General features: G+C 72.9%; 21 protein-coding genes and 1 pseudogene. 8 read left to right on the top strand and 14 right to left on the bottom strand.

Annotated elements, in window-relative coordinates; all coding sequences use genetic code 11:
* The first annotated feature begins 9 nt into the window (after positions 1-9).
* Genes ybeY through ACFWR9_RS00435 form a run of 3 tightly spaced genes read left to right on the top strand, consistent with a single transcriptional unit; the run spans position 10 to position 2,164 of the window.
* Positions 10-507: an rRNA maturation RNase YbeY gene (gene ybeY / locus ACFWR9_RS00445; protein ID WP_383833196.1), complete on the top strand. Its 498-nt coding sequence runs from the start codon at positions 10-12 to the stop codon at positions 505-507.
* Complete coding sequence (locus ACFWR9_RS00440) at positions 504-1,808, top strand: hemolysin family protein (RefSeq protein ID WP_383833194.1); 1,305 nt, start codon at positions 504-506, stop codon at positions 1,806-1,808. Before ybeY ends, ACFWR9_RS00440 begins: the two co-directional genes overlap by 4 nt.
* Positions 1,805-2,164, top strand: a complete 360-nt coding sequence (locus tag ACFWR9_RS00435; protein WP_383833191.1) for an MmcQ/YjbR family DNA-binding protein — start codon at positions 1,805-1,807, stop codon at positions 2,162-2,164. Before ACFWR9_RS00440 ends, ACFWR9_RS00435 begins: the two co-directional genes overlap by 4 nt.
* On the opposite strand, the pseudogene ACFWR9_RS00430 reads toward ACFWR9_RS00435, so the two are convergent.
* Positions 2,126-3,576, bottom strand: a pseudogene (locus tag ACFWR9_RS00430) (MFS transporter). The gene ACFWR9_RS00435 and the pseudogene ACFWR9_RS00430 overlap by 39 nt on opposite strands.
* 91 nt (positions 3,577-3,667) lie before the next feature.
* Here ACFWR9_RS00430 and ACFWR9_RS00425 point away from each other — a divergent pair.
* From ACFWR9_RS00425 to era, 3 genes are all read left to right on the top strand, one after another.
* Positions 3,668-4,564, top strand: coding sequence for a helix-turn-helix transcriptional regulator (locus ACFWR9_RS00425; protein WP_383833188.1), 897 nt, complete (start codon positions 3,668-3,670; stop codon positions 4,562-4,564).
* Between the two features lie 49 nt (positions 4,565-4,613).
* Entirely contained in the window at positions 4,614-4,967 is a 354-nt protein-coding gene (locus tag ACFWR9_RS00420; protein WP_383833185.1) for a cytidine deaminase, read from the top strand.
* 61 nt (positions 4,968-5,028) lie between these two features.
* Entirely contained in the window at positions 5,029-5,982 is a 954-nt protein-coding gene (era, locus tag ACFWR9_RS00415; protein WP_383833182.1) for a GTPase Era, read from the top strand.
* Between the two features lie 18 nt (positions 5,983-6,000).
* Here the strand turns inward: era and ACFWR9_RS00410 are convergent, their stop codons facing one another.
* From ACFWR9_RS00410 to hrcA, 11 genes are all read right to left on the bottom strand, one after another.
* The gene (locus ACFWR9_RS00410; protein WP_383833535.1) at positions 6,001-7,134 is read right to left on the bottom strand and encodes a carbohydrate kinase family protein; all 1,134 of its coding nucleotides are present in this window, start codon (positions 7,132-7,134) and stop codon (positions 6,001-6,003) included.
* Positions 7,135-7,251: 117 nt separating this feature from the next.
* Positions 7,252-8,547 (bottom strand): glucarate dehydratase family protein, encoded by a 1,296-nt coding sequence (locus tag ACFWR9_RS00405; protein ID WP_383833179.1) that lies wholly within the window; start codon positions 8,545-8,547, stop codon positions 7,252-7,254.
* A gap of 139 nt (positions 8,548-8,686) precedes the next feature.
* Complete coding sequence (locus ACFWR9_RS00400) at positions 8,687-9,685, bottom strand: adenosine deaminase (protein ID WP_383833176.1); 999 nt, start codon at positions 9,683-9,685, stop codon at positions 8,687-8,689.
* Positions 9,686-9,705: 20 nt separating this feature from the next.
* Positions 9,706-10,611, bottom strand: a complete 906-nt coding sequence (locus ACFWR9_RS00395; protein ID WP_383833174.1) for a ribonuclease Z — start codon at positions 10,609-10,611, stop codon at positions 9,706-9,708.
* A 6-nt stretch (positions 10,612-10,617) separates the two neighbouring features.
* Positions 10,618-10,971 (bottom strand): histidine triad nucleotide-binding protein, encoded by a 354-nt coding sequence (locus ACFWR9_RS00390; RefSeq protein ID WP_383833171.1) that lies wholly within the window; start codon positions 10,969-10,971, stop codon positions 10,618-10,620.
* A 99-nt stretch (positions 10,972-11,070) separates the two neighbouring features.
* Complete coding sequence (locus ACFWR9_RS00385) at positions 11,071-14,271, bottom strand: S41 family peptidase (protein WP_383833168.1); 3,201 nt, start codon at positions 14,269-14,271, stop codon at positions 11,071-11,073.
* Positions 14,272-14,357: 86 nt separating this feature from the next.
* On the bottom strand, positions 14,358-14,873 hold the full coding sequence (locus ACFWR9_RS00380) for a hypothetical protein (RefSeq protein ID WP_383833165.1): 516 nt from the start codon (positions 14,871-14,873) through the stop codon (positions 14,358-14,360).
* 69 nt (positions 14,874-14,942) lie between these two features.
* A complete protein-coding gene (locus ACFWR9_RS00375) occupies positions 14,943-15,692 on the bottom strand; it encodes a 16S rRNA (uracil(1498)-N(3))-methyltransferase (protein WP_383833162.1) in 750 nt (249 codons plus the stop codon).
* The gene (locus ACFWR9_RS00370) at positions 15,689-16,774 is read right to left on the bottom strand and encodes a nitronate monooxygenase (RefSeq protein WP_383833159.1); all 1,086 of its coding nucleotides are present in this window, start codon (positions 16,772-16,774) and stop codon (positions 15,689-15,691) included. Before ACFWR9_RS00370 ends, ACFWR9_RS00375 begins: the two co-directional genes overlap by 4 nt.
* A 325-nt stretch (positions 16,775-17,099) precedes the next feature.
* Entirely contained in the window at positions 17,100-18,236 is a 1,137-nt protein-coding gene (gene dnaJ / locus ACFWR9_RS00365) for a molecular chaperone DnaJ (RefSeq protein ID WP_383833156.1), read from the bottom strand.
* A complete protein-coding gene (gene hrcA / locus ACFWR9_RS00360; protein ID WP_383833153.1) occupies positions 18,237-19,253 on the bottom strand; it encodes a heat-inducible transcriptional repressor HrcA in 1,017 nt (338 codons plus the stop codon).
* Positions 19,254-19,417: 164 nt separating this feature from the next.
* Between hrcA and ACFWR9_RS00355 the strand changes: the two genes are divergently transcribed.
* Both ACFWR9_RS00355 and ACFWR9_RS00350 read left to right on the top strand, forming a co-directional pair.
* Positions 19,418-20,152, top strand: coding sequence for an MBL fold metallo-hydrolase (locus ACFWR9_RS00355; RefSeq protein WP_383833150.1), 735 nt, complete (start codon positions 19,418-19,420; stop codon positions 20,150-20,152).
* A gap of 34 nt (positions 20,153-20,186) precedes the next feature.
* Complete coding sequence (locus tag ACFWR9_RS00350; protein WP_383833147.1) at positions 20,187-20,999, top strand: DUF3097 domain-containing protein; 813 nt, start codon at positions 20,187-20,189, stop codon at positions 20,997-20,999.
* Here the strand turns inward: ACFWR9_RS00350 and ACFWR9_RS00345 are convergent.
* Both ACFWR9_RS00345 and hemW read right to left on the bottom strand, forming a co-directional pair.
* Positions 20,977-21,531 (bottom strand): Uma2 family endonuclease, encoded by a 555-nt coding sequence (locus tag ACFWR9_RS00345; RefSeq protein ID WP_383833144.1) that lies wholly within the window; start codon positions 21,529-21,531, stop codon positions 20,977-20,979. The genes ACFWR9_RS00350 and ACFWR9_RS00345 overlap by 23 nt on opposite strands.
* An 81-nt stretch (positions 21,532-21,612) precedes the next feature.
* Complete coding sequence (gene hemW / locus ACFWR9_RS00340; protein WP_383833141.1) at positions 21,613-22,845, bottom strand: radical SAM family heme chaperone HemW; 1,233 nt, start codon at positions 22,843-22,845, stop codon at positions 21,613-21,615.
* Positions 22,846-22,855 lie beyond the last annotated feature (10 nt).

The raw sequence follows: 22,855 nt of genomic DNA, 5'->3' as shown, positions 1-22,855 counted from the left end.
AGCACGACCATGTCGATCGACGTCAACAACGAGTCCGGAACCGAGGTCGACGAGCAGGCGATCCTCGACATCGCCCGCTACGCGCTCGCGCGGATGCGCATCCACCCGCTCTCCGAGCTCTCGGTGATCGTCGTGGACGACGGCGCCATGGAGCAGCTGCACATCCAGTGGATGGACCTGCCCGGTCCGACGGACGTGATGTCCTTCCCGATGGACGAGCTGCGCCCGCCCGCCAAGGAGGAGGACGAGCCGCCGCAGGGGCTGCTCGGCGACATCGTGCTCTGCCCGGAGGTCGCCGCCAAGCAGGGCACCGAGGCGCCGACGCAGCACTCCATGGACGAGGAGCTCCAGCTCCTGACCGTCCACGGGGTGCTGCACCTGCTCGGCTACGACCACGAGGAGCCGGACGAGAAGGCCGAGATGTTCGGTCTCCAGGCCGCCATCGTGGACGGCTGGCGTGCGGAGAAGGGCCTGACCGGCCCGTCTCCGGCCCCGACCGTCTCATGAGCCTCCCCCTGGTCGCGGGCGCCGTGGCCCTGATCGTGGTCGCCTGGCTCGCCGCCTGCGCGGAGGCGGGCCTCGCGCGGGTCTCCAGCTTCCGCGCCGAGGAGGCGGTACGGTCCGGGCGGCGCGGTGGCGAGAAGCTCGCCAAGGTCACCGCCGACCCGACGCGCTATCTCAACGTGGCGCTGCTGGTCCGCGTCGCCTGCGAGATGGCGGCCGCCGCGCTGGTCGCGTACGCCTGCCTGCGGGAGTTCGCCAACACCACCGAGGCCCTGCTGATCGCCATCGCGGTGATGGTGCTCGTCTCGTACGTCGCCGTCGGGGTCTCCCCGCGCACCATCGGGCGCCAGCACCCGCTGAACACGGCGACGGTGGCGGCGTACGTGCTGGTGCCGCTGGCCCGGATCATGGGCCCGATCCCGTCGCTGCTCATCCTCATCGGCAACGCGCTCACCCCCGGCAAGGGCTTCCGCCGCGGCCCCTTCGCCTCCGAGGCGGAGCTGCGCGCGCTGGTCGACTACGCCGAGAAGGAGTCCCTGATCGAGGCCGAGGAGCGCCGCATGGTGCACTCGGTGTTCGAGCTGGGCGACACCCTCGTCCGGGAGGTCATGGTCCCGCGCACCGACCTGGTCGTCATCGAGCGCTACAAGACCATCCGGCAGGCGCTCACCCTCGCCCTGCGCTCGGGTTTCTCGCGGATCCCGGTCACCGGGGACAGCGAGGACGACATCGTCGGCATCGTGTATCTGAAGGACCTGGTCCGCCGGACGCACATCAGCCGGGAGGCGGAGAGCGACCTGGTCTCCACCGCGATGCGCCCGGCGACCTTCGTGCCCGACACCAAGAACGCCGGTGACCTGCTGCGCGAGATGCAGAAGGAGCGCAGCCACGTCGCCGTCGTCATCGACGAGTACGGCGGCACGGCCGGCATCGTCACCATCGAGGACATCCTGGAGGAGATCGTCGGCGAGATCACCGACGAGTACGACCGGGAGCTGCCGCCGGTCGAGGAGCTGGGCGGGGACCGCTTCCGGGTCACCGCGCGCCTCGACATCGGCGACCTGGGCGAGCTGTACGGCCTGGAGGCGTTCGACGACGAGGACGTGGAGACGGTGGGCGGTCTGCTGGCGAAGGCGCTGGGCAGGGTGCCGATCGCCGGTGCCTCCTCGATCGTGGAGCTGCCCGACGGCCGGGAACTGCGGCTGACCGCGGAGGCCGCGGCGGGCCGCCGGAACAAGATCGTGACCGTGCTGGCGGAGCCGGTGGGCGCCGCGGAGGCCCCGAAGGAGGCGTTGCCGGAGTGAGTCCTGAGGAGTTGCGCGACTTCTGCCTGTCCTTCAACGCATCGGTGGAGGACTTCCCCTTCAACCCGGAGATCTCGGTCTTCAAGGTGCTGGGGAAGATGTTCGCACTGTCCTCGCTGGACGGGCGCCCGCTCACGGTCAACCTCAAGTGCGACCCGGACGACGCGCTCCGGCTGCGCGCCGACCATCCGGGGCTGATCGTCCCCGGCTACCACATGAACAAGCGGCACTGGAACACGGTGACCGCCGACGGCGGGCTCCCGGACCGCGTCGTCCGGGAGCTGGTCGAGGACTCGTACGACCTGGTGGTCGCCGGCCTACCGCGCGCCGACCGCCTCCGCCTCGACCGTCCCTGAGCCCGCCGTCCGCCGGGTCCGCAGTCCGGCCGCGACCAGCACCGCCGCCGCCAGCACGATCGCCGCGTCCAGCAGCAGCACGGTGTGCACGCCCGACCTCAGGTCCGCCGAGGTGGTGGCCAGGACGCCCAGCAGCGGGATGCCGACGGTGATGCCGACCTGCTGCGTCGAGGTGACCAGGCCGGTCGCCAGGCCCTGCTCCTCGTCGGGGACGCCCGAGGTGACGGTCAGGCCGTAGGAGATGATCGCGCCCAGGTGGCACATGCTGGCCAGGGACACGGCCGCGGTGGCCAGCCACACCGAGCCGCCGCCCTCCCCCAGCCCCAGCAGCGACAGCCCCAGGGCGCCCCGCCCGGCGAGCGAGCCGGCCAGGGTGCGGCGGGCGCCGAAGCGGTTGATGACGCGCGGGGCGTACGTACCGGCCACCACCGACAGGACGCCCTGCACGCCGAAGACGAGGCCGGTCTCGAAGGCGGTCAGGTGCAGGACCTCCTGGAGGTACAGGGTGAGCACGAAGACCACCGTCGACATCATCGAGAAGGTGACCAGCCCGCCCACGTTGCCCCACGCGACCGTACGGCGACGCAGCATCGGCAGGGAGACCAGCGGGGCGGCGGTGCGGGACTCGACGACGCCGAAGGCGGTGAGCAGGAGCAGGCCGGCGGCGAGGGTGACGAGGACGTCGGCGCGGCCGAAGCCGTGTTCGGCGGCCGTGGACAGGGCGTAGATCAGGGAGAGCAGGCCGCCGGTGACGGTGACCGCGCCGGGGACGTCCAGGCGGGGGCGGTCGGGGGTGCGCGACTCGGGCAGCAGGCCGGGGGCGAGCGGCAGCACGATCAGGGCGAAGACGGCGAGCAGGCCCATCGTCGAGCGCCAGCTCAGCAGGTCCGTCAGCACGCCCCCGGCCACCATGCCGACGGTGAAGCCGAGCGAGAGCAGGGTGCCGGAGATGCCGAGGGCGCGGGCGCGCGCCGGGCCCTCCGGGAAGGTCGTCGTCAGCAGGGACATGCCGGTGGGGACGATGGCCGCTGCGCCGAGCCCCTGGAGGGCGCGCCCGGCGAGGAAGGAGGCCGGGTCCCAGGCGAAGGTCGCCAGCAGCGAGGCGGCGGCGAAGAGCGCGAGGCCGGCGAGGAAGAGCCGGCGCCGGCCGTACAGGTCGCCGATGCGGCCGAAAGCAGCAGGAACCCGCCGGACGGCAGCGCGAACGCGGTGACCGCCCACTGCAGGGCGGAGGTGCTCATGCCGAGGTCCGCGCCGAGGACGGGCAGGGCCACGTTCAGGACGGAGAAGTCGAGCGCGACCATGAACTGGGCCGCGCAGAGCACGAACAGGACGAGCCGGTCGCGGGGCGAGAGCCGGTCGGACGCGGCCGGCTCGGGCACGGGAGTCGTTGGAGTGGTGTCGATCGCCATGGCAAGCAGCCTGCGGGCGCCGGAATAGGCGTGGGGAGCGGCCAGTTGTCCTGGTGGTGGCACCACCAGCATGGCTACGGGGGGAGTACGAGTGCCGGACGTGATCGTGCGGTCCGAGGCGAGGTCGGGCCGGGGCCGGCGCCGCAGCGAACTGCGGGAGTTCCTGATGAGCCGGCGGGCCCGGGTCTCCCCGGCCGAGGCGGGCCTGCCGGACGGCGGGGCGCGGCGCCGGACGCCGGGGCTGCGCCGCGAGGAGGTGGCGGTGCTCGCCGGGGTGGGCGCCTCCTGGTACCAGTGGCTGGAGCAGGGCCGGGACATCTCCGTCTCGCCGCAGGTCCTGGACGCGGTCGGCCGGGTGCTGCGGCTCAGCAACGCCGAGCGCCGCCATCTGTACGTGCTGGCCGGGCTGAACCCGCCCGCGGCCGAGGTGGAGCCGGCGAAGCGGGACATGTGCGACGGGCTGCGGCGACTGATCGACACGTGGATGCCGTACCCGGCGCACATCATGGACCGGTACTACAACTGCGTGATGTACAACGACGCGGCGGCGATGGTGCTGGGCATGCGGCCGGGGACGGCGTGGAACTGCGTCGTCGACTTCTTCACCGACCCGCTCTACCGGGCGCGGGACCGCAGCTGGCGGGAGAACGCGCGCACGGTCGTCGCCCAGTTCCGCGCCGCCTGCGCGGCCGGCCCCGACGACGAGGGGTTCCAGCAGGTGCTGGCGGAGCTGACGGCGGCCAGTGACGAGTTCGCGGCGCTGTGGGAGGAGCGGGACATCGAGGACGCCGGGCAGATCCGCAAGGAGCTGGAGCATCCGCTGGTCGGGCTGCTCAGCCTGGAGTCGACGGCCCTGAAGGTGCCCGCGCGGCCGGATCTGACGATCGTGCTGCACACGCCGCTGGACGAGGCGAACAGCGCGGCGAAGCTGGAGTGGCTGGCCTCGCCGGAGGGCCGGCGCGGGGCGATGTACCCGGTGGCGGGGTGAGCGGGCGGCCGCCGGGGCCGCGTACGGCCGGGCTACGTATGCTCACCCCATGACCGAGACTCCCGCCCTCGACCCCGAGGACCGCAAGATCGTCACCCTGGCCCGTTCCGCCCGGGCCCGCAACGGTGTGCCCGAGGGGGCGGCCGTGCGCGACGAGACCGGACGCACCTACGTCGCCGGGACCGTGGCCCTGGACTCGCTGAAGCTGAGCGCGCTGCGTACGGCGGTGGCGATGGCGGTGGCGTCCGGCGCGAAGTCCCTGGAGGCGGCGGCCGTGGTGACGGAGGCGGAGTCGGCGTCGGCGGAGGACCGGGCGGCGGTACGGGACCTGGGCGGTCCCGCGACGCCGGTACTGGTCGCCTCGCCGGACGGAACGGTCCGCGACACGGTGAGCGCGGGCTGAGGGCGGCCCTGCCGTCGACCTTGGTACGGCGGGGCTCCGGGGATCAGGGACAATGGGCGCCATGAGCGTTCGTACCCAGTCATCCGAAGACCCGGCCGAGACTGTTCACCGGGCCGGCTTCGCCTGCTTCGTGGGCCGCCCCAACGCGGGCAAGTCCACCCTCACGAACGCTCTGGTCGGGCAGAAGGTGGCGATCACCTCGAACCGTCCGCAGACCACGCGGCACACCGTGCGGGGCATCGTGCACCGTGAGGAGGCCCAGCTGATCCTGGTGGACACCCCGGGGCTGCACAAGCCGCGCACGTTGCTGGGCGAGCGGCTGAACGACGTGGTGCGCACGACGTGGGCCGAGGTGGACGTCATCGGTTTCTGTCTGCCGGCCAACGAGAAGCTGGGCCCCGGTGACCGCTTCATCGCCAAGGAGCTGGCGGGGATCCGGAAGACGCCGAAGGTCGCGATCGTCACGAAGACCGACCTGGTGGACGGCAAGACCCTGGCCGAGCAGCTGATCGCGATCGACCGGCTCGGCGAGGAACTGGGCATCACCTGGGCGGAGATCGTCCCGGTGTCGGCCACCGGCAACAAGCAGGTGGACCTGCTCGCGGACCTGCTGACCCCGCTGCTGCCCGAGGGCCCCGCGCTCTACCCCGAGGGCGACCTGACCGACGAACCCGAGCAGGTCATGGTCGCCGAGCTGATCCGGGAGGCCGCGCTGGAGGGCGTACGGGACGAGCTGCCGCACTCCATCGCGGTGGTCGTCGAGGAGATGCTCCCGCGCGAGGACCGCCCCGCCGACAAGCCGCTCCTGGACATCCACGCCAACGTTTTCATCGAACGCCCCAGCCAGAAGGGCATCATCATCGGCCCCAAGGGCAAGCGCCTGAAGGACGTCGGCATCAAGTCCCGCAAACAGATCGAGGCCCTCCTCGGCACCCCGGTCTTCTTGGACCTCCACGTGAAGGTCGCCAAGGACTGGCAGCGCGACCCCAAGCAGCTGCGGCGGCTGGGGTTCTGAGCTGACGGCCGCGGGCGGTCAGGACGGGGGGCGGAAGCCGATCGTCGGGACGGCGCGGCGCAGGGGCCAGGCGGCGGGTGGGTCGTCGGGGAGCAGGCCGGCGAGGAACGCGTAGCGGCGCAGGGCCGTGGGGTCCTGGCTCTGCACCGACTGGACCTTGCGCCACCAGGTGGCGATCTCGCCCCAGCCGGGCGCCGACAGGGAGCCGCCGAACTCCTGGACGGAGAGGGCGGCGGTCAGGCCGGCGAAGGCGAGCCGGTCGGCCAGGGGCCAGCCGGCCAGGGTGCCGGTGACGAACCCGGCGACGAAGACGTCCCCCGCGCCGGTCGGGTCCAGGGCCTCCACCTCGATGGCCGGGACCTCGGCGCTCTCCCCCGTCCGCCGGTCCACCGCGTACGCGCCCTCCGCGCCGAGGGTGACCACGGCGAGCGGCACGTGCTCGGTGAGGGCGTGCGCCGCGGCGCGCGGGCAGGTGGCGCCGGTGTAGCGCATGGCCTCCTCCGCGTTGGGCAGGAAGGCCTCGCAGTGCGCGAGGTCGGACAGCCCGGCCAGGTCCCAGGCGCCGGTGTCGTCCCAGCCGACGTCGGCGAAGACGCGGGTGCCGCGGGCGGCGGCCTGGGCGATCCAGGGGGCGCTCATGCCGGGCGTGAGGGAGGCGACGGCGGCACGGGCACGCGGCGGGCAGTCGGGGGACGGCTCCTCCGGCGGCGGCTCGTGGCCGTGGGAGACCATCGTGCGCTCCCCCTCGTACGCCATCGAGACCGTCACCGGCGAGTGCCAGCCCGGGACGGTGCGCGAGGAGCCGAGGTCGATGCCCTCGCCCTGGGCCAGGGCGTCCCGGCAGTAGTCGCCGTAGTGGTCGTCGCCGAAGGCCGCGGCGAGCGAGGTGCGCAGGCCGAGGCGGGCCAGCGCGGTCGCCATGTTGGCGATGCCGCCGGGGCTCGACCCCATCCCGCGGGCCCAGGACTCCGTCCCGCGCACCGGTGCGGAGTCGAGCCCGGTGAAGACGACGTCGAGGAAGACGGTGCCGGTCAGATACACGTCCCAGGGCGGGTCCTGCGGGCCGCGCAGCGCGGCGAGAGGATCAACCCTGGACCGGCGGTGCGCTTCCTCGTCCTGGGCGTGGCGATGTGTTCTCGCGTCGGCCGGCATGGCGGGCATGGCAGGCACGTCGGACGCGGTGGACACGGTGGACGCTGTCACGGTGCGCTCCCTGGCATGGTGCGGATCCCGCCAGTGTGCACCACGCCACCGACAATCCCCCGCGCCCTACCAGCGCGGCACGGACGGGGTGACCCAGCCCGGGTCCGCCACCCGCATCGCGGCGGCGTCGTCGCGGTCGCGCAGGGCGCCGTCGTCGTCGAGCCAGCGCCGGTGCAGGAACGCCAGGCGGTCGCGGTCGAGTTCGACACCGAGGCCGGGGGCGTCGGAGACGGTGACGCGGCCGCCGTCGAAGACGAGCCGTTCGGTGAGCACGTCCTCGGACTGCCAGGGATAGTGGGAGTCGCAGGCGTGGTGCAGGTTCGGGACGGTGGCCGCGACGTGGGTCATGGCGGCGAGGCTGATCCCGAGGTGGGTGTTGGAGTGCATGGAGATGCCGACGCCGAAGGTGCGGCAGACGGCGGCGAGCTGCTGGGTGTTGCGCAGCCCGCCCCAGTAGTGGTGGTCGGAGAGCACGACCTGGACGGCGCCCTTGGTGAACGCCTCCTGGATCTCGGCGAACGTCGTCACGCACATGTTGGTGGCGAGCGGCACCCCGGTCTTCGCGGCGACCTCGGCCATGGCCGGCGTGCCGAGCGCGGGGTCCTCCAGGTACTCCAGGACGTCCCCGAGTTCCTCGGCGACCCTGAGCGAGGTCTCCACGGACCAGGCGCCGTTGGGGTCCAGGCGCAGCGGGTGTCCGGGGAAGGCGTCGGCGAGCGCCCTGATCGCGGCGATCTCCTCGTCGGGCGGGAAGACACCGCCCTTGAGCTTGAAGGAGGTGAAGCCGTACCGCTCGGTGAAGGTGCGGGCCTGTGCGACCACGCCGGCCGGGTCGACGGCGGCGCCCCAGTCGTCCCGTTCGGCGGCGACGCCCTCGGGGTGGGCGGCCCACTTGTAGAAGAGGTAGGCGCTGTACTCGACGGAGTCGCGGACCTTGCCGCCCAGCAGCGCGTGCACGGGCAGGCCGAGCGCCTTTCCGAGGGCGTCGAGGCAGGCCACCTCGAAGCCGGAGACGACGGACAGGCGCAGCTTGTCGGCGGTCTGGACGCCGCGCAGCCCGCCGACGTCGACCTGGGCGGAGACCCGGGAGCCGTCGACGGCGACCTCGTCGGCGGCGTTGAACAGGCCGTTCAGGTCGCTGACCTGACGGCCGACCAGCTTCTCGGCGAAGGGCCGGGCCAGTTCCAGGTACTTGGCGTCGCCGTAGGTCTCGCCGATACCGGTGACCCCGTCGGCGGTCTCGACCTCGATGATCAGGCGGGGGGTGTACGGCTGGTGCACGCCCTGCGTGTTGAGCAGCGGTGGGTCCGCCACGAGGATCGGCGTGAGGTGGACGGCCGTGATGGTGAGGTCGGCGGTCACGGGGCGGCTCCTGGGAGGTCGAGTCCGGCGGCGAACGAGGTCGTCTCCATATGTAAACGGAACCCACATATGGAGATCGAGATTAGATAGCCGACCCCAAGGCGTCAATGGTGCGGCCGACCGGTGCGCTGCCGCCGGGTCACGCGGCGGGGAAGGTGTACTCCGCCACCTCGGCCAGACAGCGCGCCCGCAGTTCCTCGTCGTCCTCCAGGAAGGAGGCGAGGAACGAGTTGCGGGCCAGCTCCCGCAGCCGCTCCTCGGTGAGGCCGAGGGACAGGCTGACGGCGTCGAAGTTGTCGCCCGCGTAGCCGCCGAAGTAGGCCGGGTCGTCGGAGTTGACGGTGCACATGAGGCCCGCGTCGAGCATCGCCGGCAGGGGGTGGTCGGCGAGGGTGTCGACCGTGCGCAGCCGGACGTTGGACAGCGGGCACAGGGTCAGCGGGACGCGGTCACGCACCAGCCGCGCCACCAGCGCCGGGTCCTCCAGCGAGCGCAGGCCGTGGTCGACGCGCTCGACACCCAGGACGTCCAGGGCCTCGGTGACGTACTCCGGCGGCCCCTCCTCACCCGCGTGCGCGACCCGGCGCAGCCCGAGCGCGGCGGCGGCCTCGTACACCTCGCGGAACTTGACCGGCGGGTGGCCCACCTCGGCGGAGTCCAGCCCGACGCCGGTGATGCGGTCGAGGTACGGCCTGGCGGCGTCCAGCGTCGCGAGCGCCGACTCGGCGGACTCGTCGCGCAGGAAGCACATGATAAGCCGGGTGGAGACACCGTGGTTCTCGCGGCTGCGGCCCAGCGCCCGCCACAGCCCCTGCACGACCGTGCCCATCTCCACGCCCCGGGCGAGGTGGGCCTGCGGGTCGAAGAAGATCTCCGCGTGCCGGACGCCCTGCGCGGCGGCGCGGGCGAGGTAGGCGCCCGCGAGGTCCTCGAAGTCCCGCTCGGTGCGCAGGACGGCCATCAGTTCGTAGTACAGGTTCAGGAAGGACTGGAGGTCCTCGAACCGGTACGCCTCGCGCAGCGCGTCCTCGTCGGCGTACGGCAGGGGCACACCGTTGCGGGCGGCCAACTCGAAGGCCAGCTCCGGCTCCAGCGTGCCTTCGATGTGCAGGTGCAGTTCAGCTTTGGGCAGAGACATCAGAGCATCGTACGGCGGGTTCACCGACGTTTCGGAACCGGGATCCGGGTGAGGTCGCGGGCCACGGTCAGCTCGCCCCCGAACCCGGCGGCCCTCGCCTGCCGCTCGAACTCCTCGGGCTCGGAGTAGCGCTGACTGAAGTGCGTCAGCACCAGGTGCCGTACGCCCGCGTCCCGGGCGACCCGCGCGGCCTGGCCGGCGGTCAGGTGGCCGTGGTCGGTGGCGAGCGCCTCGTCCTCGTCGAGGAAGGTGGACTCGATGACCAGCAGGTCGCAGCCCTCGGCGAGGGCGTGCACCCCCGCGCAGAGCCGGGTGTCCATGACGAACGCGAACCGCTGGCCGCGGCGGACCTCGCTGACCTCGTCGAGCGGGACGCCGTTCAGCGAGCCCTCCCGCTGGAGGCGGCCGACGTCGGGGCCCTTGATGCCGTGCGCGGCCAGGCGGTCGGGGAGCATGCGGCGGCCGTCGGGCTCGGTGAGGCGGTAGCCGTAGGACTCGACGGGGTGGGACAGCTTGTGGGCGTCCAGGGTGTAGGCGGGGGTGACCGCCAGCGGCCCGTCCGCGTCCACCGGCGACTCGGTGAGCGCGACCGTCTCGCGGTAGGCGGTGGCGTACCGCAGGCGCTCGAAGAAGCGGCGTCCGGAGCGCGGGTAGTGGGCGGTGATCTCGTGCGGGACCTGGTCGAGGTTGACGCGCTGGATGACACCGGCCAGGCCCAGGCTGTGGTCGCCGTGGAAGTGCGTGACGCAGATCCGGTTCAGGTCGTGGGCGGCGACCCCGGCGCGCAGCATCTGGCGCTGCGTGCCCTCGCCGGGGTCGAACAGGATGCCCTCGCCGTCCCAGCGCAGCAGGTAGCCGTTGTGGTTGCGGTGCCGGGTCGGGACCTGGCTGGCGGTGCCTAGGACGACCAGTTCACGTACGGACATCGTGGGCTATCCGGGGGGCCATTCGAGGCCGCGGCCGCCGAGGACGTGGGCGTGCGCGTGCCAGACGGTCTGGCCGGCGCCGGTGCCGGTGTTGAAGATGGTCCGGTAGCTGTCCAGCTTCTCCTGGTCGGCGACCGCCTGGGTCTCACGCAGGACGTCCGCGGCGAGTTCCGGGGCACCGGCGGCGAGCGCGGCGGCGTCGCGGTAGTGCGCCTTGGAGATCACCAGGACGTGGGTGGGGGCCTGGGGGTTTATGTCGCGGAAGGCGACGGTGGTGTCCGTGTCGCGGACGATCGTCGCCGGGATCTGGCCTGCGACGATCTTGCAGAACAGGCAGTCGTCCTGGGGTTCCCCGGCCATTCGCGTGCGCTCCCTTTTTCGCAGGTGGGCTGGTGTAGGGCATGGTAGTCGTTTGGCCGCGGGCCGGTGGTGGGCTGGTCGCGCAGTTCCCCGCGCCCCTTAAGTTGGCAATCCTGGCGGCGATTTTGCCGGTACCGACTCCAGTGACTCCAGGGCCAGTCTGATTGCCTCGTCCAGTTGGGGGTCGCGGCCTGTGGCGTGGTCCTGGGGGCGGTGGGGGATTTCGATGTCGGGGTCTACGCCGTGGTTTTCCACGCCCCAGCCGTAACCCTCCAGCCAGAAGGCGTACTTGGGCTGGGTGATCAGGGTGCCGTCGACCAGGCGGTAGCGGCTGTCGATGCCGATGACGCCGCCCCAGGTGCGCGTGCCGACGACCGGGCCGATGCCGAGCGCCTTGATCGCGGCGTTGACGATGTCGCCGTCGGAGCCGGAGAACTCGTTGGCGACGGCGACGACCGGGCCGCGGGGCGCGTCCAGCGGGTAGCTGGAGGGGCGCATCCCGCGTGGCAGGTCCCAGCCGACGATGCGCCGGGCCAGCTTCTCCACGACCAGTTGGGAGGTGTGCCCGCCGCGGTTCTCGCGGACGTCGACGACCAGGCCCTCGCGGGCCACCTCGACGCGCAGGTCGCGGTGGATCTGCGCCCAGCCGGGCGCCTGCATGTCGGGAACGTGCAGGTAGCCGAGCCGGCCGCCGGACTTCTCGTGGACGTAGGCGCGGCGGTCGGCGACCCATGCGTGGTAGCGCAGCGGCTCCTCGTCGGCGAGGGGGACGACGACGGCGTGCCGCAGTTCGCCGCCGCCGGAGGGGGAGATGGTCAGCTCGACGGCCTTGCCCGCCGTGCCGACCAGCAGCGGGCCGGGTCCGGTGACCCGGTCCACGGGCTGTCCGGCGACCGCGACGATCGCGTCCCCCGCGCGCACGGCGACGCCGGGCGCGGCGAGCGGGGAGCGGGCGTCGGGGTCGGAGGTCTCCGAGGGCAGGACGCGGTCGATGCGCCAGGTGCCGTCCTCGTGCCGCGAGAGGTCGGCGCCGAGCAGGCCCTGCCGGGCGCCGGAGCCGTGGCCGCCGCGCGGGGTGACGTAGGCGTGCGAGGTGCCGAGTTCGCCCTGCACCTCCCAGAGGAGGTCGACCAGGTCGTCGTGGGTGGCGAGGCGGTCAAGGACGGGCCGGTAGCGGTCGAGGACGCCGTCCCAGTCGACGCCGTTCATGTCGGCCCGCCAGAAGTGGTCCCGCATGATGCGGCCGGTCTCGTCGAACATCTGCCGCCACTCGGCGGCCGGGTCGACGGTCTGCCGCACCCGGCCCAGGTCGACGCTGATGTTGGTGTCGCTGTCCTCGTCGCCGGAGGCCCGCCGGTCGCTGGGTACGACCTTGAGCCGACCGTCGGTCCACAGCAGCACCCGCTTGCCGTCGCCGCTGACCTCGAAGTGGTCGGCGTCGCCCGCGAGGTGCTCGACGCGCTGCTGGGCGAGGTCGTACCGCTCCAGCTCGGTGTTCGGGTCGGGGGCGTCCGGGGTGGCGCGGGAGGCGCCGAGGACGCCGGTGAGCGGGTGGCGCAGCCACAGGACGCCGTCCTTGGCGGCGCGCAGCCCGGAGTAGCGGGCGGCCTCGACCGGGAAGGGCACGATGCGGTCGGCGAGGCCCTCGATGTCGATCCGGGTGGTCGGGGTGCCCTCGCTGTCGGGGGTCTCCTCCCGGTCCGGGGTCTCGAAGGGGCGGCCGTGGCGCTGCGGGCCGAAGGGCGAGGGGGTGGTCGCGGCGAGCGTGATCAGGTACGGCCGGGCGCCCTCGACGAAGGCGAGGTCGAAGACGTGCTCGTCGTAGACCGGGTCGAAGGAGCGGGTGGAGAGGAAGGCGAGGTGCTTGCCGTCCAGGGTGAAGGCCGGCGCGTAGTCCTTGAAGCGCAGCGGCGTCGCCTCGCTCACCGACAGGTCGGTGGTGTTGGCGAGCTTGAGCTGACGCAGCGGGTCGGGGCCGGGGTGGGACCAGGCGAGCCAGGCGGAGTCGGGCGAGAAGACCAGCCCGGACGCGTCGCCGTCCTCGCTGCGGTCGACCTCGCGGACCTCGCCGCTCTCGCGCTCGACGAGCAGGACCCGTCCGTCGTGCGAGGCGACGGCGGCACGGCTGCCGTCGGGGGCCATGGCGAGGTGCAGCACCCGGCCGAGCTGTCCGGCGGCCAGGCGTCGCGCGGTGGCGCCGGGCGCGAGTCCGGTGGCGGGCGCGAACTCCAGGGCGTCGTCGCCCTCGGCGTCCGTCACCCACACCACCCACTCCTCGCCGTCGACGCGGAAGGTGCGGGGCAGGCGGGTGCGGACCCCGGGTGTCGCCGTGAGCGCGCGGGCCGGTCCGGCGCGGTGGGTGACCCAGTGCACGGCGCCGCGGACGGCGACGGCGCTGCCGCGTGCCGTGTGGTCGGGGGAGGCCGAGCCGAACCAGCGGGCGGCGTTCAGCGGGTAGGACTGGAGGTCGACGCGGGCGCCGCCGAGCCGGATGTCGAGCCGCCGGGGCTCGGCGCCGTCGAGGTCGTCAAGGGTCCACAGCTCACCGGCGCTGGAGTAGACGACGCGGGTGCCGTCGGTCGCGGCGTGGCGGGCGTAGAAGCCGTCGAGAGGGGTGTGCCGGCGCAGGTCGGAGCCGTCGGCGAGCGAGGAGTAGAGGGCGCCGGTGCCTTCGTGGTCGGAGAGGAAGGCGATCCGGTCGCCGACCCAGAAGGGGTACTCGATGTTGCCGTCGAGGTCGCTGTGGAGGCGTACGAACTCGCCGTCGTCCTCGCGGTCGATCCACAACTTGCCTGCCGTGCCGCCCCGGTAGCGCTTCCACCAGGCGGACTCGCGGCCCATCGGCGCGGACAGCAGCACGGTGTGCGGCCCGTCCGCGACGTCGCCGACGGGGCCGTACGGCAGGGTGGCGGCCGGTCCGCCGTCGAGCGGGACGGCGCGGGCCCAGCTGCGGCGCAGGCTGGCCTGTCCGTAGGTGCTGAGGGCGAGGACCTCGCCGTCCGGGGTCCAGCCGCGTACCTGGGTCCTGATGCTGCCCCAGTGGGTGAGGCGCTCGGCGCGGCCGCCGTCGACGGGCGCGACGTGCACCTCGGGGGCGCCGTCGCGGGTGGAGGTCCAGGCGACCGTGGTGCCGTCGGGCGAGATGCGCGGGTGGTTCACCGGCACGTTGTCGGCGCTGACCCGCCAGGCCCGGCCACCGTCGAGCGGGGCGAGCCACACGTCGTCCTCGGCGGTGAAGGCGACCAACTCGCCGTGCGGGTGCGGAAAGCGGAGGTAGGCAGGCGCTGCGGGCTGTGTCACCCCCTCACCCTATGCAGCGGCGCCGCCCGCCGACAGAGGTTTGGATCACTTGCCGTCACCGGCCGGGCGGGCTGTCCGCCCTCCGGCTACTTTCCCTCCACCGGGCGGCAGTGCGGGTCGTCCGGGCACCAGATGGTCCTGGTGACGGTCACGGTGGGGCCGGGCTGCTGCGGGGAGGGGCCGTTCGCGGGCGGGGCGCTGGTGGCCTCGCAGTTGCCCAGCCCCTTGACCCGGAACCACTCCTTGCCGTCCACCTCGGCCTTCAGGTCGCCGCGCACACAGGCGCCGTTGACGACGCGGGTCACTTTCCCGTCGACGGTGATCTCCCTACCGTCGTCGGTCTCGCCCTCGCAGTCGACGGAGGCGACGGTGTCCTCGCTCGGCGACGCGCTGCCGCCGCCACCGCCGGTGGACGCGGTGCAGGTGAGCCACCGCACGTCGGACTTCTGCCGCTCCAGTTCACGCGTCATGGTCTGGTCGGTCGTGTACGCCACGGTCGCGGAACTGAGCCCGCCCGGTTCGCACGCGACCACGCCTCCGACGGCGACGACCGCACCGACGGCCACCGGAGCCACACGCCAAATCCGCCTCAATGCCCCCATGGAGGGCAGCCTCCCACCGGTCCGGGGCGGGCGGTAGGGGGCATACGGCCACTGTGGCGACGGGTGCCGTCAGGACCAGCGGCCGGTGCGGGTCAGCAGGGCGGCGGTCGCGGCGGTGCCCGCGGTGGAGGTGCGCAGGACGCTGCGTCCCAGGCGGTAGGGCCGGGCGCCGGCCTCGGCGAAGAGGGCCAACTCCTCGGGGGAGACGCCACCTTCGGGGCCGACGACCAGCACGATGTCGCCGGAGGCGGGGAGTTCGGCGGCGGCCAGGGGTTCGTCGCCGCTCTCGTGGAGTACGGCGGCGAAGTCGGCGGCGGCCAGAAGCGAGGCAACCTGCTTGCTGGTCGCCGCGTCCGCGACGTCGGGGAAGCGGACCCGGCGGGACTGCTTGCCGGCCTCCCGGGCCGTCGCCCGCCACTTGCCGAGTGCCTTCTGGCCGCGCTCGCCCTTCCACTGCGTGATGCACCGGGACGCCGCCCAGGGCACGATCGCGTCGACGCCGACCTCGGTCATCGTCTCCACGGCCAGCTCGCCGCGGTCGCCCTTGGGCAGGGCCTGGACGACGGTGACGCGGGGCTGCTCCGGCGGTTCCTCGTGGACCGTCTCCAGGTCCGTGACCACGAGGCGGTCCTTACCCTCGGCGGCCTTCACCACGCCCTCGGCCCAGTGTCCGCGTCCGTCGGTGAGGACGACGTCCTCGCCGGACCGCAGCCGCTTCACGGAGACGGCGTGCCGTCCCTCGGGGCCGTCGAGGACGTACTCCCCCGCCGTCAGGTCCGCCGGGCCGAGGGAGTCGACCACGAACACCGGTGCCGTCATCGGCCGGCGCCTCCCGTCGCGTAGTGCGACAACGCTGTCCCGGCGGCGGCGAGTTCGGCCACCAGGACCTCCACCAGCTGTCCGGCGGGCAGCTCGCGGGCCATCCGGTGGCCCTGTCCGGCCCACAGCGCCATGCCCTGCGCGTCGCCCGCCTTGGCCGCGGCCTTGCGCAGCGGCACGGTGAGGTGGTGCACGTCCGGGTAGGCGGCGGGGGCGTAGGGGCCGTGCTCGCGCAGGAAGCGGTTGACCAGGCCGCGGGCGGGGCGGCCGGAGAAGGCGCGGGTCAACTCGGTGCGCACGAACAGGGGGTTGGTCAGCGCCTGCTTGTGCAGGTCGTGCGCGCCGGACTCGGGGGTGGCGAGGAAGGCGGTGCCCAGCTGGGCCGCGCTCGCGCCGGCCGCGAGGACCGCGGCGATCTGACCGCCGCGCATGATGCCGCCGGCGGCGACGATGGGCAGGCTCACCGCCTCCCGGACCTGGGCGACCAGCGACAGCAGTCCGGTGCCGGCGCCGCCGGTCTCCGGGTTGTCCCGGTGGGTGCCCTGGTGGCCGCCGGCCTCGGCGCCCTGCGCGATCACCGCGTCGGCGCCGGACCGCTCCACGGCGCGGGCCTCGTCCGCGGTGGTCGCCGCGACCAGGGCGAACGTGCCGACACGGTGCAGGGAGTCGACGACCTCGGCGCTAGGGACGCCGAAGTGGAAGGACACCACCGGTACCGGGTTGTCCAGCAGCACCGCGAGCTTGGTGTCGTAGCCGTCGTCCCGGCCGCTGTCGGGGTCGCCGAGTTCCGTCTCGTACCACGCGGCCTCGCCGGCCAGCTGGTGGGCGTACACGCCGACGGCCGCCGGGTCGGCGGTCTCCGGCTGCGGCATGAAGAGGTTGACACCGAAGGGGCGTGCGGTCAGCCCCCGCAGCTCCTTGATCTCCTGGTACATCCCGTCCGCGGTCTTGTACCCGGCGGCCAGGAATCCCAGCCCGCCCGCCTCGCAGACCGCGGCGGCGAGCCGCGGCACGGAGACGCCGCCCGCCATCGGCGCCTGCACGATCGGGTAGGGGAAGAGATCGGTCAGTGCGGAGGACATGACCGCATGTTGTCACGTCCTCCGAACAAGTCCGAATCCGGACTTCCGTTGGCATACGCCAGAAGCATCCGCATCCGGGAGCCACCCACCGAGCCCGACGACGCCCCGGAAGGCCACCGCCTCAGCGGCCGTTGGCTGCGCCTGCCCGGGGGCGACCCCCGAACCCCCGGCAGCCTCCCGGCGCCGCGCGATCAGCCTGACGACGCCCCGAGGGACCACCGCCTCAGCGGCCGTTGGCTGTGCCTGCCCGGGGGCGACCCCCGGACCCCCGGCAGCCTCCCGGCGCCGCGCGATCAGCCTGACGACGCCCCGAGGGACCACCGCCTCAGCGGCCGTTGAACGCGTCCTTCAGCCGGGAGAACAACCCCTGCTGGCCGGGCTGGAACTGGCCCTGTGGCCGTTCCTCGCCGCGCAGTGCGGACAGCTCGCGCAGGACGCGTTCCTGTTCGGGGTCGAGCTTGGTCGGGGTGGTGACCTCGACGTGGACGATGAGGTCGCCCCGGCCGCCGCCGCGCAGGTGGGTGACGCCCCGGCCGTGCAGCGGGACCGACTGGCCGGACTGGGTGCCCGGGCGGATGTCGATCTCCTCTATGCCGTCGAGCGTCTCCAGCGGCACCTTCGTGCCGAGGGCCGCCGCCGTCATCGGGATGGTGACCGTGCAGTGCAGGTCGTCGCCGCGGCGCTGGAAGGTGGAGTGCGGCAGCTCGTGGATCTCGACGTACAGGTCGCCGGCCGGGCCGCCGCCGGGGCCGACCTCGCCCTCGCCCGCGAGCTGGATCCGGGTGCCGTTGTCCACACCGGCCGGGATCTTCACGGTCAGGGTGCGCCGGGAGCGGATGCGGCCGTCGCCCGCGCACTCGGGGCACGGGGTCGGGACCACGGTGCCGAAGCCCTGGCACTGCGGGCAGGGCCGCGAGGTCATGACCTGGCCCAGGAAGGACCGGGTGACCTGCGAGACCTCACCGCGACCGCGGCACATGTCGCACGTCTGGGCCGACGTGCCGGGCGCCGCGCCCTCGCCGTTGCAGGTGTTGCAGACGACGGCCGTGTCGACCTGGATGTCCTTGGTCGTGCCGAAGGCCGCCTCGTCCAGCTCGACCTCGATGCGGATCATCGCGTCCTGGCCTCGGCGGGTGCGCGAGCGCGGCCCGCGCTGCGACGCCGTACCGAAGAACGCATCCATGATGTCCGAGAAGTTCCCGAAGCCACCCGCGCCGAAGCCGCCCGCGCCACCGCCGGCGGCCTGCGAGAGGGGGTCGCCGCCGAGGTCGTAGACCTGCTTCTTCTGCGGGTCCGACAGCACCTCGTAGGCGGCGTTGATCTCCTTGAACCGCTCCTGGGTCTTCGGATCGGGGTTGACGTCCGGGTGCAGCTCGCGGGCGAGCCTCCGGAACGCCTTCTTGATCTCGTCCTGGGACGCGTCGCGGCGTACGCCGAGTACGGCGTAGTAGTCCGTGGCCACCTACGACTCCGCCAGGATCTGTCCGACGTACCGTGCCACTGCGCGTACCGCTCCCATCGTTCCCGGGTAGTCCATGCGGGTCGGTCCGACCACGCCGAGCTTGGCAACCGCCTCGCCGCCCGAACCGTAGCCCACCGACACGACGGACGTGGAGTTGAGTCCCTCATGGGCGTTCTCATGACCGATTCGGACGGTCACGCCCGGATCCTTCGCCTCGCCGAGCAGCTTGAGGAGCACGACCTGCTCCTCCAGCGCCTCCAGCACCGGCCGGATCACCAAGGGGAAGTCGTGCCCGAAGCGGGTCAGATTGGCGGTACCGCCGATCATCAACCGCTCCTCGTTCTCCTCGACCAGCGTCTCCAGGAGAGTGGAGAGCACGGTGGAGACCGTACCGCGATCCTCGGCCTCGAAGGCATCCGGCAGTTCCTCGACCAGACCCGGCACGTCGGTGAAACGACGGCCCGCGACCCGGCTGTTGAGCCGCGCGCGCAGATCCGCGAGGGACGCCTCGCCGAACGGCGCCGAGCAGTCGACCATCCGCTGCTCGACCCGGCCGGTGTCCGTGATCAGCACGAGCATCAGGCGCGCCGGCGCGAGGGCCAGCAACTCCACGTGCCGCACGGTCGAGCGGGTCAGCGACGGGTACTGCACGACGGCGACCTGCCGGGTCAGCTGCGCGAGCAGCCGCACCGTGCGGGCCACCACGTCGTCGAGGTCGACGGCGCCCTCCAGGAAGTTCTGGATGGCGCGCCGCTCGGGCGCGGTCATGGGCTTGACGCCGGCCAGCTTGTCGACGAACAGGCGGTAGCCCTTGTCGGTCGGGATGCGCCCGGCGCTGGTGTGCGGCTGGGCGATGAATCCCTCGTCCTCCAGGGCCGCCATGTCATTGCGCACGGTGGCCGGGGAGACGCCGAGGTTGTGCCGCTCGGTGAGCGCCTTGGAACCGACCGGCTCCTCGGTGCCGACGTAGTCCTGGACGATGGCGCGCAGTACCTGGAGCCTGCGTTCACTCAGCATCCGCGCACACCTCCAGAAGTCGTCCGCCCGCTGTCCCGCCCTGGCACTCACGGCGCGCGAGTGCCAGCCTTCCCCGGCCCAGTGTACGGCCGTGGGGTACGCCCCCGGCAAGGCCGGGGCCACGCCGACGTGCGGCGAGACGGTGTGGCGTTAGCGTCGTCGTTGTGACGGTGACTTGGGAAGACCTGGGATGGGAGTGGGTGGCGGCCGGGGTGGGCCGGTGCCGGCTGCCGGACTGGGACTGCACGGCCGGGCTGGTCCTCGGCGCGGAGGCGGTGCTGATGATCGACGCGGGATCGAGCCTGGGCGAGGGCGCCCGGTTGCGCGCGGGGGCGCAGCGGCTGGCCGGTCACCGTGTGACGCATCTCGCGCTGACCCACCCGCACTTCGACCACGTCCTCGGCGCCGCGGCGTTCGCGGGCGCGGAGGTCTACGGCGCGGTGGGCACCGACGCGGTGTTCGCGCCGGGCGGACACGGGCGGGAGGCGCTGCGCGCGGACGCGGTGGCGGAGGGGCTGGACGCGCGGCGGGCGGAGGAGGCGGTCGACGCGCTGGTCCGCGTCCCGCACGAGGTCTGCGGCGAGTGGACGCTCGACCTGGGCGGCGGGCGGCAGGTCCTGCTCGCCAACGTGGGCCCCGGGCACACCGGCCACGACCTCGCGGTGCTGGTGCCGGGCGACCCGGAGGTGGTGTTCTGCGGCGACCTGGTCGAGGAGTCCGGCGAGCCGCAGGCGGGCCCCGACGCCGTACCGTCGCACTGGCCCGCCGCGCTGGACCGGCTGCTCGACCTGGGCGGCGCGGACGCGCGGTACGTCCCCGGTCACGGAGCGGTGGTGGACGCGGCGTTCGTCCGGGCCCAACGGGACGCGCTGGCCGCGCGTTTCGGCGTGTCGCGCTGATCACGGCCGGCGGATTTCTCGTATCGTCGGCAGAATGCGCCAGTACTCCGCCGACCTGACCCCTGCGTGGAAGAAGTCGCAGCCGGTACCCGAGGTACCCGCCGACCCCGGCCTGGTGGTCGAGGAGCCCGGCACCGGGTTCTGCGGCGCGGTGATCGGCTGCGAGGCGGGCACGGTGACGCTGGAGGACCGCTTCGGCAAGCACCGGGTGTTCCCGATGGAGCCGCGCGGCTTCCTGCTGGAGGGGCGCTTGGTGACGCTGGTGCGGCCGGCGTCCGGTCCGGTGCGGCCCTCCCGTACGGCGTCCGGTTCGGTCGCCGTCCCCGGCGCACGAGCGCGGGTGGCGCGCGCCGGGCGCATCTACGTCGAGGGGCGGCACGACGCCGAGCTGGTCGAGAAGGTCTGGGGCGACGACCTGCGCGTCGAGGGCGTCGTCGTGGAGTACCTGGGGGGCGTGGACGACCTGCCGTCGATCGTCGCCGACTTCGCCCCGGGGCCGGACGCGCGGCTGGGCGTCCTGGTGGACCACCTGGTGCCGGGTTCGAAGGAGTCCCGGATCGCGGAGGCGGTGACGGGCGAGCACGCCCTGGTCGTCGGCCATCCCTACATCGACATCTGGGAGGCGGTGAAGGCATCGTCCGTGGGGATCGACGCCTGGCCGCGGGTGCCGCGGGGGCAGGACTGGAAGACGGGCGTGTGCCGGGCCCTGGGGTGGCCCGCCGACAACACCGGGGCGGTGTGGCAGGCGATCCTGGCGCGGGTCGGCTCGTACAGGGACCTGGAGCCGGAGCTGCTGGGACGGGTGGAGGAACTGATCGACTTCGTTACGGGTAGCGGTGGGGCCTGACGCCGGAGAAGGTGCCGAATTCACTGGTGTCCAGCTCGATTCCCAGAGCCTCCAGCGGCAGCCGGTCTCCGAACTTCACGATCTCCTGGGTGAGGTAGTCGGCTTCCTCGCCCTGCCCTGTGGGCTTCGTCAGCAGGACGCACTGCGCCATGATCGGGTCCAGGACGAGGTAGACGGGAATCTTTCCCGCCGCGTAGATCGAGCGCTTGGTGACGTAGTCCTGGTGGACGCTGGACTTGGAGACGACCTCCACGACCATCGTGATCAGCCGGCAGGACAACAGGCGACCTGACTCCGGCAGGAGATCACGCCCCAGAACAATCAAGTCCGGTACCGGCTCGCTCGCCTCGTCGAGGATGTCGACATCCTGGGTCTGCAGACGGGACCAGCGCTGCCGTGGGATCTGGTCCTGCACGCGGGCAACGATCACGTTGTGCACGATGCCAGAGCTGGTCATCATCACGATGACCCCCCGGAGGAGTTCAGCTCTCACGCCCTCGGGAGGCTCAAGTTCCTCGAAGTACCTGGTCATCCCGCGCTCATTCACAAACGCAGACTACGAACCGGCGGTGAGCCGAACCCGCATCCCGCACCGATTCACTCACCCGAGTGATCAGTCCACCAGATCCCGAACGACCGCGTCCGCCAGCAATCGCCCCCGCAACGTCAGCACCGCCCGACCCTCCGCGTACGCCCCCTCCTGGAGGAGCCCGTCGGACAGCGCCCGCCGCGACGCCACCAGCCCCTCGTCCCGCAGCAGAGCCAGCGGCACCCCCTCCCGCAGCCGCAGCTCCAGCAGCACCCGCTCCACGCGGCGGTCCTCGTCCGTCAGGAGCTCACGCCCGGCCCCCGGCGACTTCCCCGCTGCCAGCGCCCCGGCGTACGCCCCGGGGTGTTTCACGTTCCACCAGCGCACACCGCCCACGTGGGAGTGGGCTCCCGGCCCCGCGCCCCACCAGTCGGCGCCCCGCCAGTACAGCTCGTTGTGCAGGCAGCGGCCGGCGTCGGAGGTGGCCCAGTTCGACACCTCGTACCAGTCGAAGCCCGCCGCCGAGAGGGTCTCCTCGGCGATCAGGTAGCGGTCGGCGTGGACGTCGTCGTCGGTCATCGGGACCTCGCCGCGCCGGATGCGCCGGGCGAGTTGGGTGCCCTCCTCGACGATCAGGGCGTACGCCGAGACGTGGTCGGGTCCGGCGCCGAGCGCGGCGTCGAGGGAGGCCCGCCAGTCGTCGTCGGACTCGCCGGGGGTGCCGTAGATCAGGTCCAGGTTGACATGGTCGAATCCGGCGGCGCGGGCCTCGGCGACGCATGCCTCGGGGCGGCCGGGGGTGTGCGTGCGGTCCAGGACCTTCAGGACGTGCTGCCGCGCGCTCTGCATGCCGAAGGAGATCCGGTCGAAGCCGCCCTCGCGGAGGGTGGCCAGGTAGGCGGGGTCGACCGACTCGGGGTTGGCCTCCGTCGTCACCTCCGCGTCCGGTGCCAGGCCGAACTCGTCGCGGATCGCGCCCAGCATCCGCACCAGGTCCCCGGCGGGCAGCAGGGTGGGCGTGCCGCCGCCGACGAAGACCGTGCGGACCTCGCGCGGGTCGTCGCCGAGCACCTTGCGGGCCAGGCGGACCTCGTCGACGAGTGTCCCGGCGTAGTTGTCACGGGAGGCGAGGACACCGCCGGTGCCGCGCAGCTCGGTCGCGGTGTAGGTGTTGAAGTCGCAGTAGCCGCAGCGGGTCGCGCAGTACGGCACGTGCAGGTAGAAGCCGAGGGGGCGGTCGGCGGCCCCGGCGAGCGCGGACGCGGGCAGGGCACCGTCGGCGGGGACGGGTTCGCCGTCGGGGAGTGCGGAGGGCATGCGTTCCATT

Origin of the sequence: Streptomyces sp. NPDC058534 (genome assembly GCF_042717365.1) — a bacterium.
Classification (GTDB): Bacteria; Actinomycetota; Actinomycetes; order Streptomycetales; family Streptomycetaceae; genus Streptomyces.
This window is presented reverse-complemented; position numbering and strand designations above follow the sequence as displayed.

Coding starts and splice junctions, on each gene's coding strand:
- ybeY (WP_383833196.1), top strand. CDS start 10: ATGTCGATCGACGTCAACAACGAGTCCGGAACCGAGGTCGACGAGCAG.
- ACFWR9_RS00440 (WP_383833194.1), top strand. CDS start 504: ATGAGCCTCCCCCTGGTCGCGGGCGCCGTGGCCCTGATCGTGGTCGCC.
- ACFWR9_RS00420 (WP_383833185.1), top strand. CDS start 4,614: ATGACCGAGACTCCCGCCCTCGACCCCGAGGACCGCAAGATCGTCACC.
- era (WP_383833182.1), top strand. CDS start 5,029: ATGAGCGTTCGTACCCAGTCATCCGAAGACCCGGCCGAGACTGTTCAC.
- ACFWR9_RS00410 (WP_383833535.1), bottom strand. CDS start 7,134: ATGCCGGCCGACGCGAGAACACATCGCCACGCCCAGGACGAGGAAGCG.
- ACFWR9_RS00400 (WP_383833176.1), bottom strand. CDS start 9,685: ATGTCTCTGCCCAAAGCTGAACTGCACCTGCACATCGAAGGCACGCTG.
- ACFWR9_RS00395 (WP_383833174.1), bottom strand. CDS start 10,611: ATGTCCGTACGTGAACTGGTCGTCCTAGGCACCGCCAGCCAGGTCCCG.
- ACFWR9_RS00390 (WP_383833171.1), bottom strand. CDS start 10,971: ATGGCCGGGGAACCCCAGGACGACTGCCTGTTCTGCAAGATCGTCGCA.
- ACFWR9_RS00380 (WP_383833165.1), bottom strand. CDS start 14,873: ATGGGGGCATTGAGGCGGATTTGGCGTGTGGCTCCGGTGGCCGTCGGT.
- ACFWR9_RS00375 (WP_383833162.1), bottom strand. CDS start 15,692: ATGACGGCACCGGTGTTCGTGGTCGACTCCCTCGGCCCGGCGGACCTG.
- ACFWR9_RS00370 (WP_383833159.1), bottom strand. CDS start 16,774: ATGTCCTCCGCACTGACCGATCTCTTCCCCTACCCGATCGTGCAGGCG.
- hrcA (WP_383833153.1), bottom strand. CDS start 19,253: ATGCTGAGTGAACGCAGGCTCCAGGTACTGCGCGCCATCGTCCAGGAC.
- ACFWR9_RS00350 (WP_383833147.1), top strand. CDS start 20,187: ATGCGCCAGTACTCCGCCGACCTGACCCCTGCGTGGAAGAAGTCGCAG.
- ACFWR9_RS00345 (WP_383833144.1), bottom strand. CDS start 21,531: ATGACCAGGTACTTCGAGGAACTTGAGCCTCCCGAGGGCGTGAGAGCT.
- hemW (WP_383833141.1), bottom strand. CDS start 22,845: ATGCCCTCCGCACTCCCCGACGGCGAACCCGTCCCCGCCGACGGTGCC.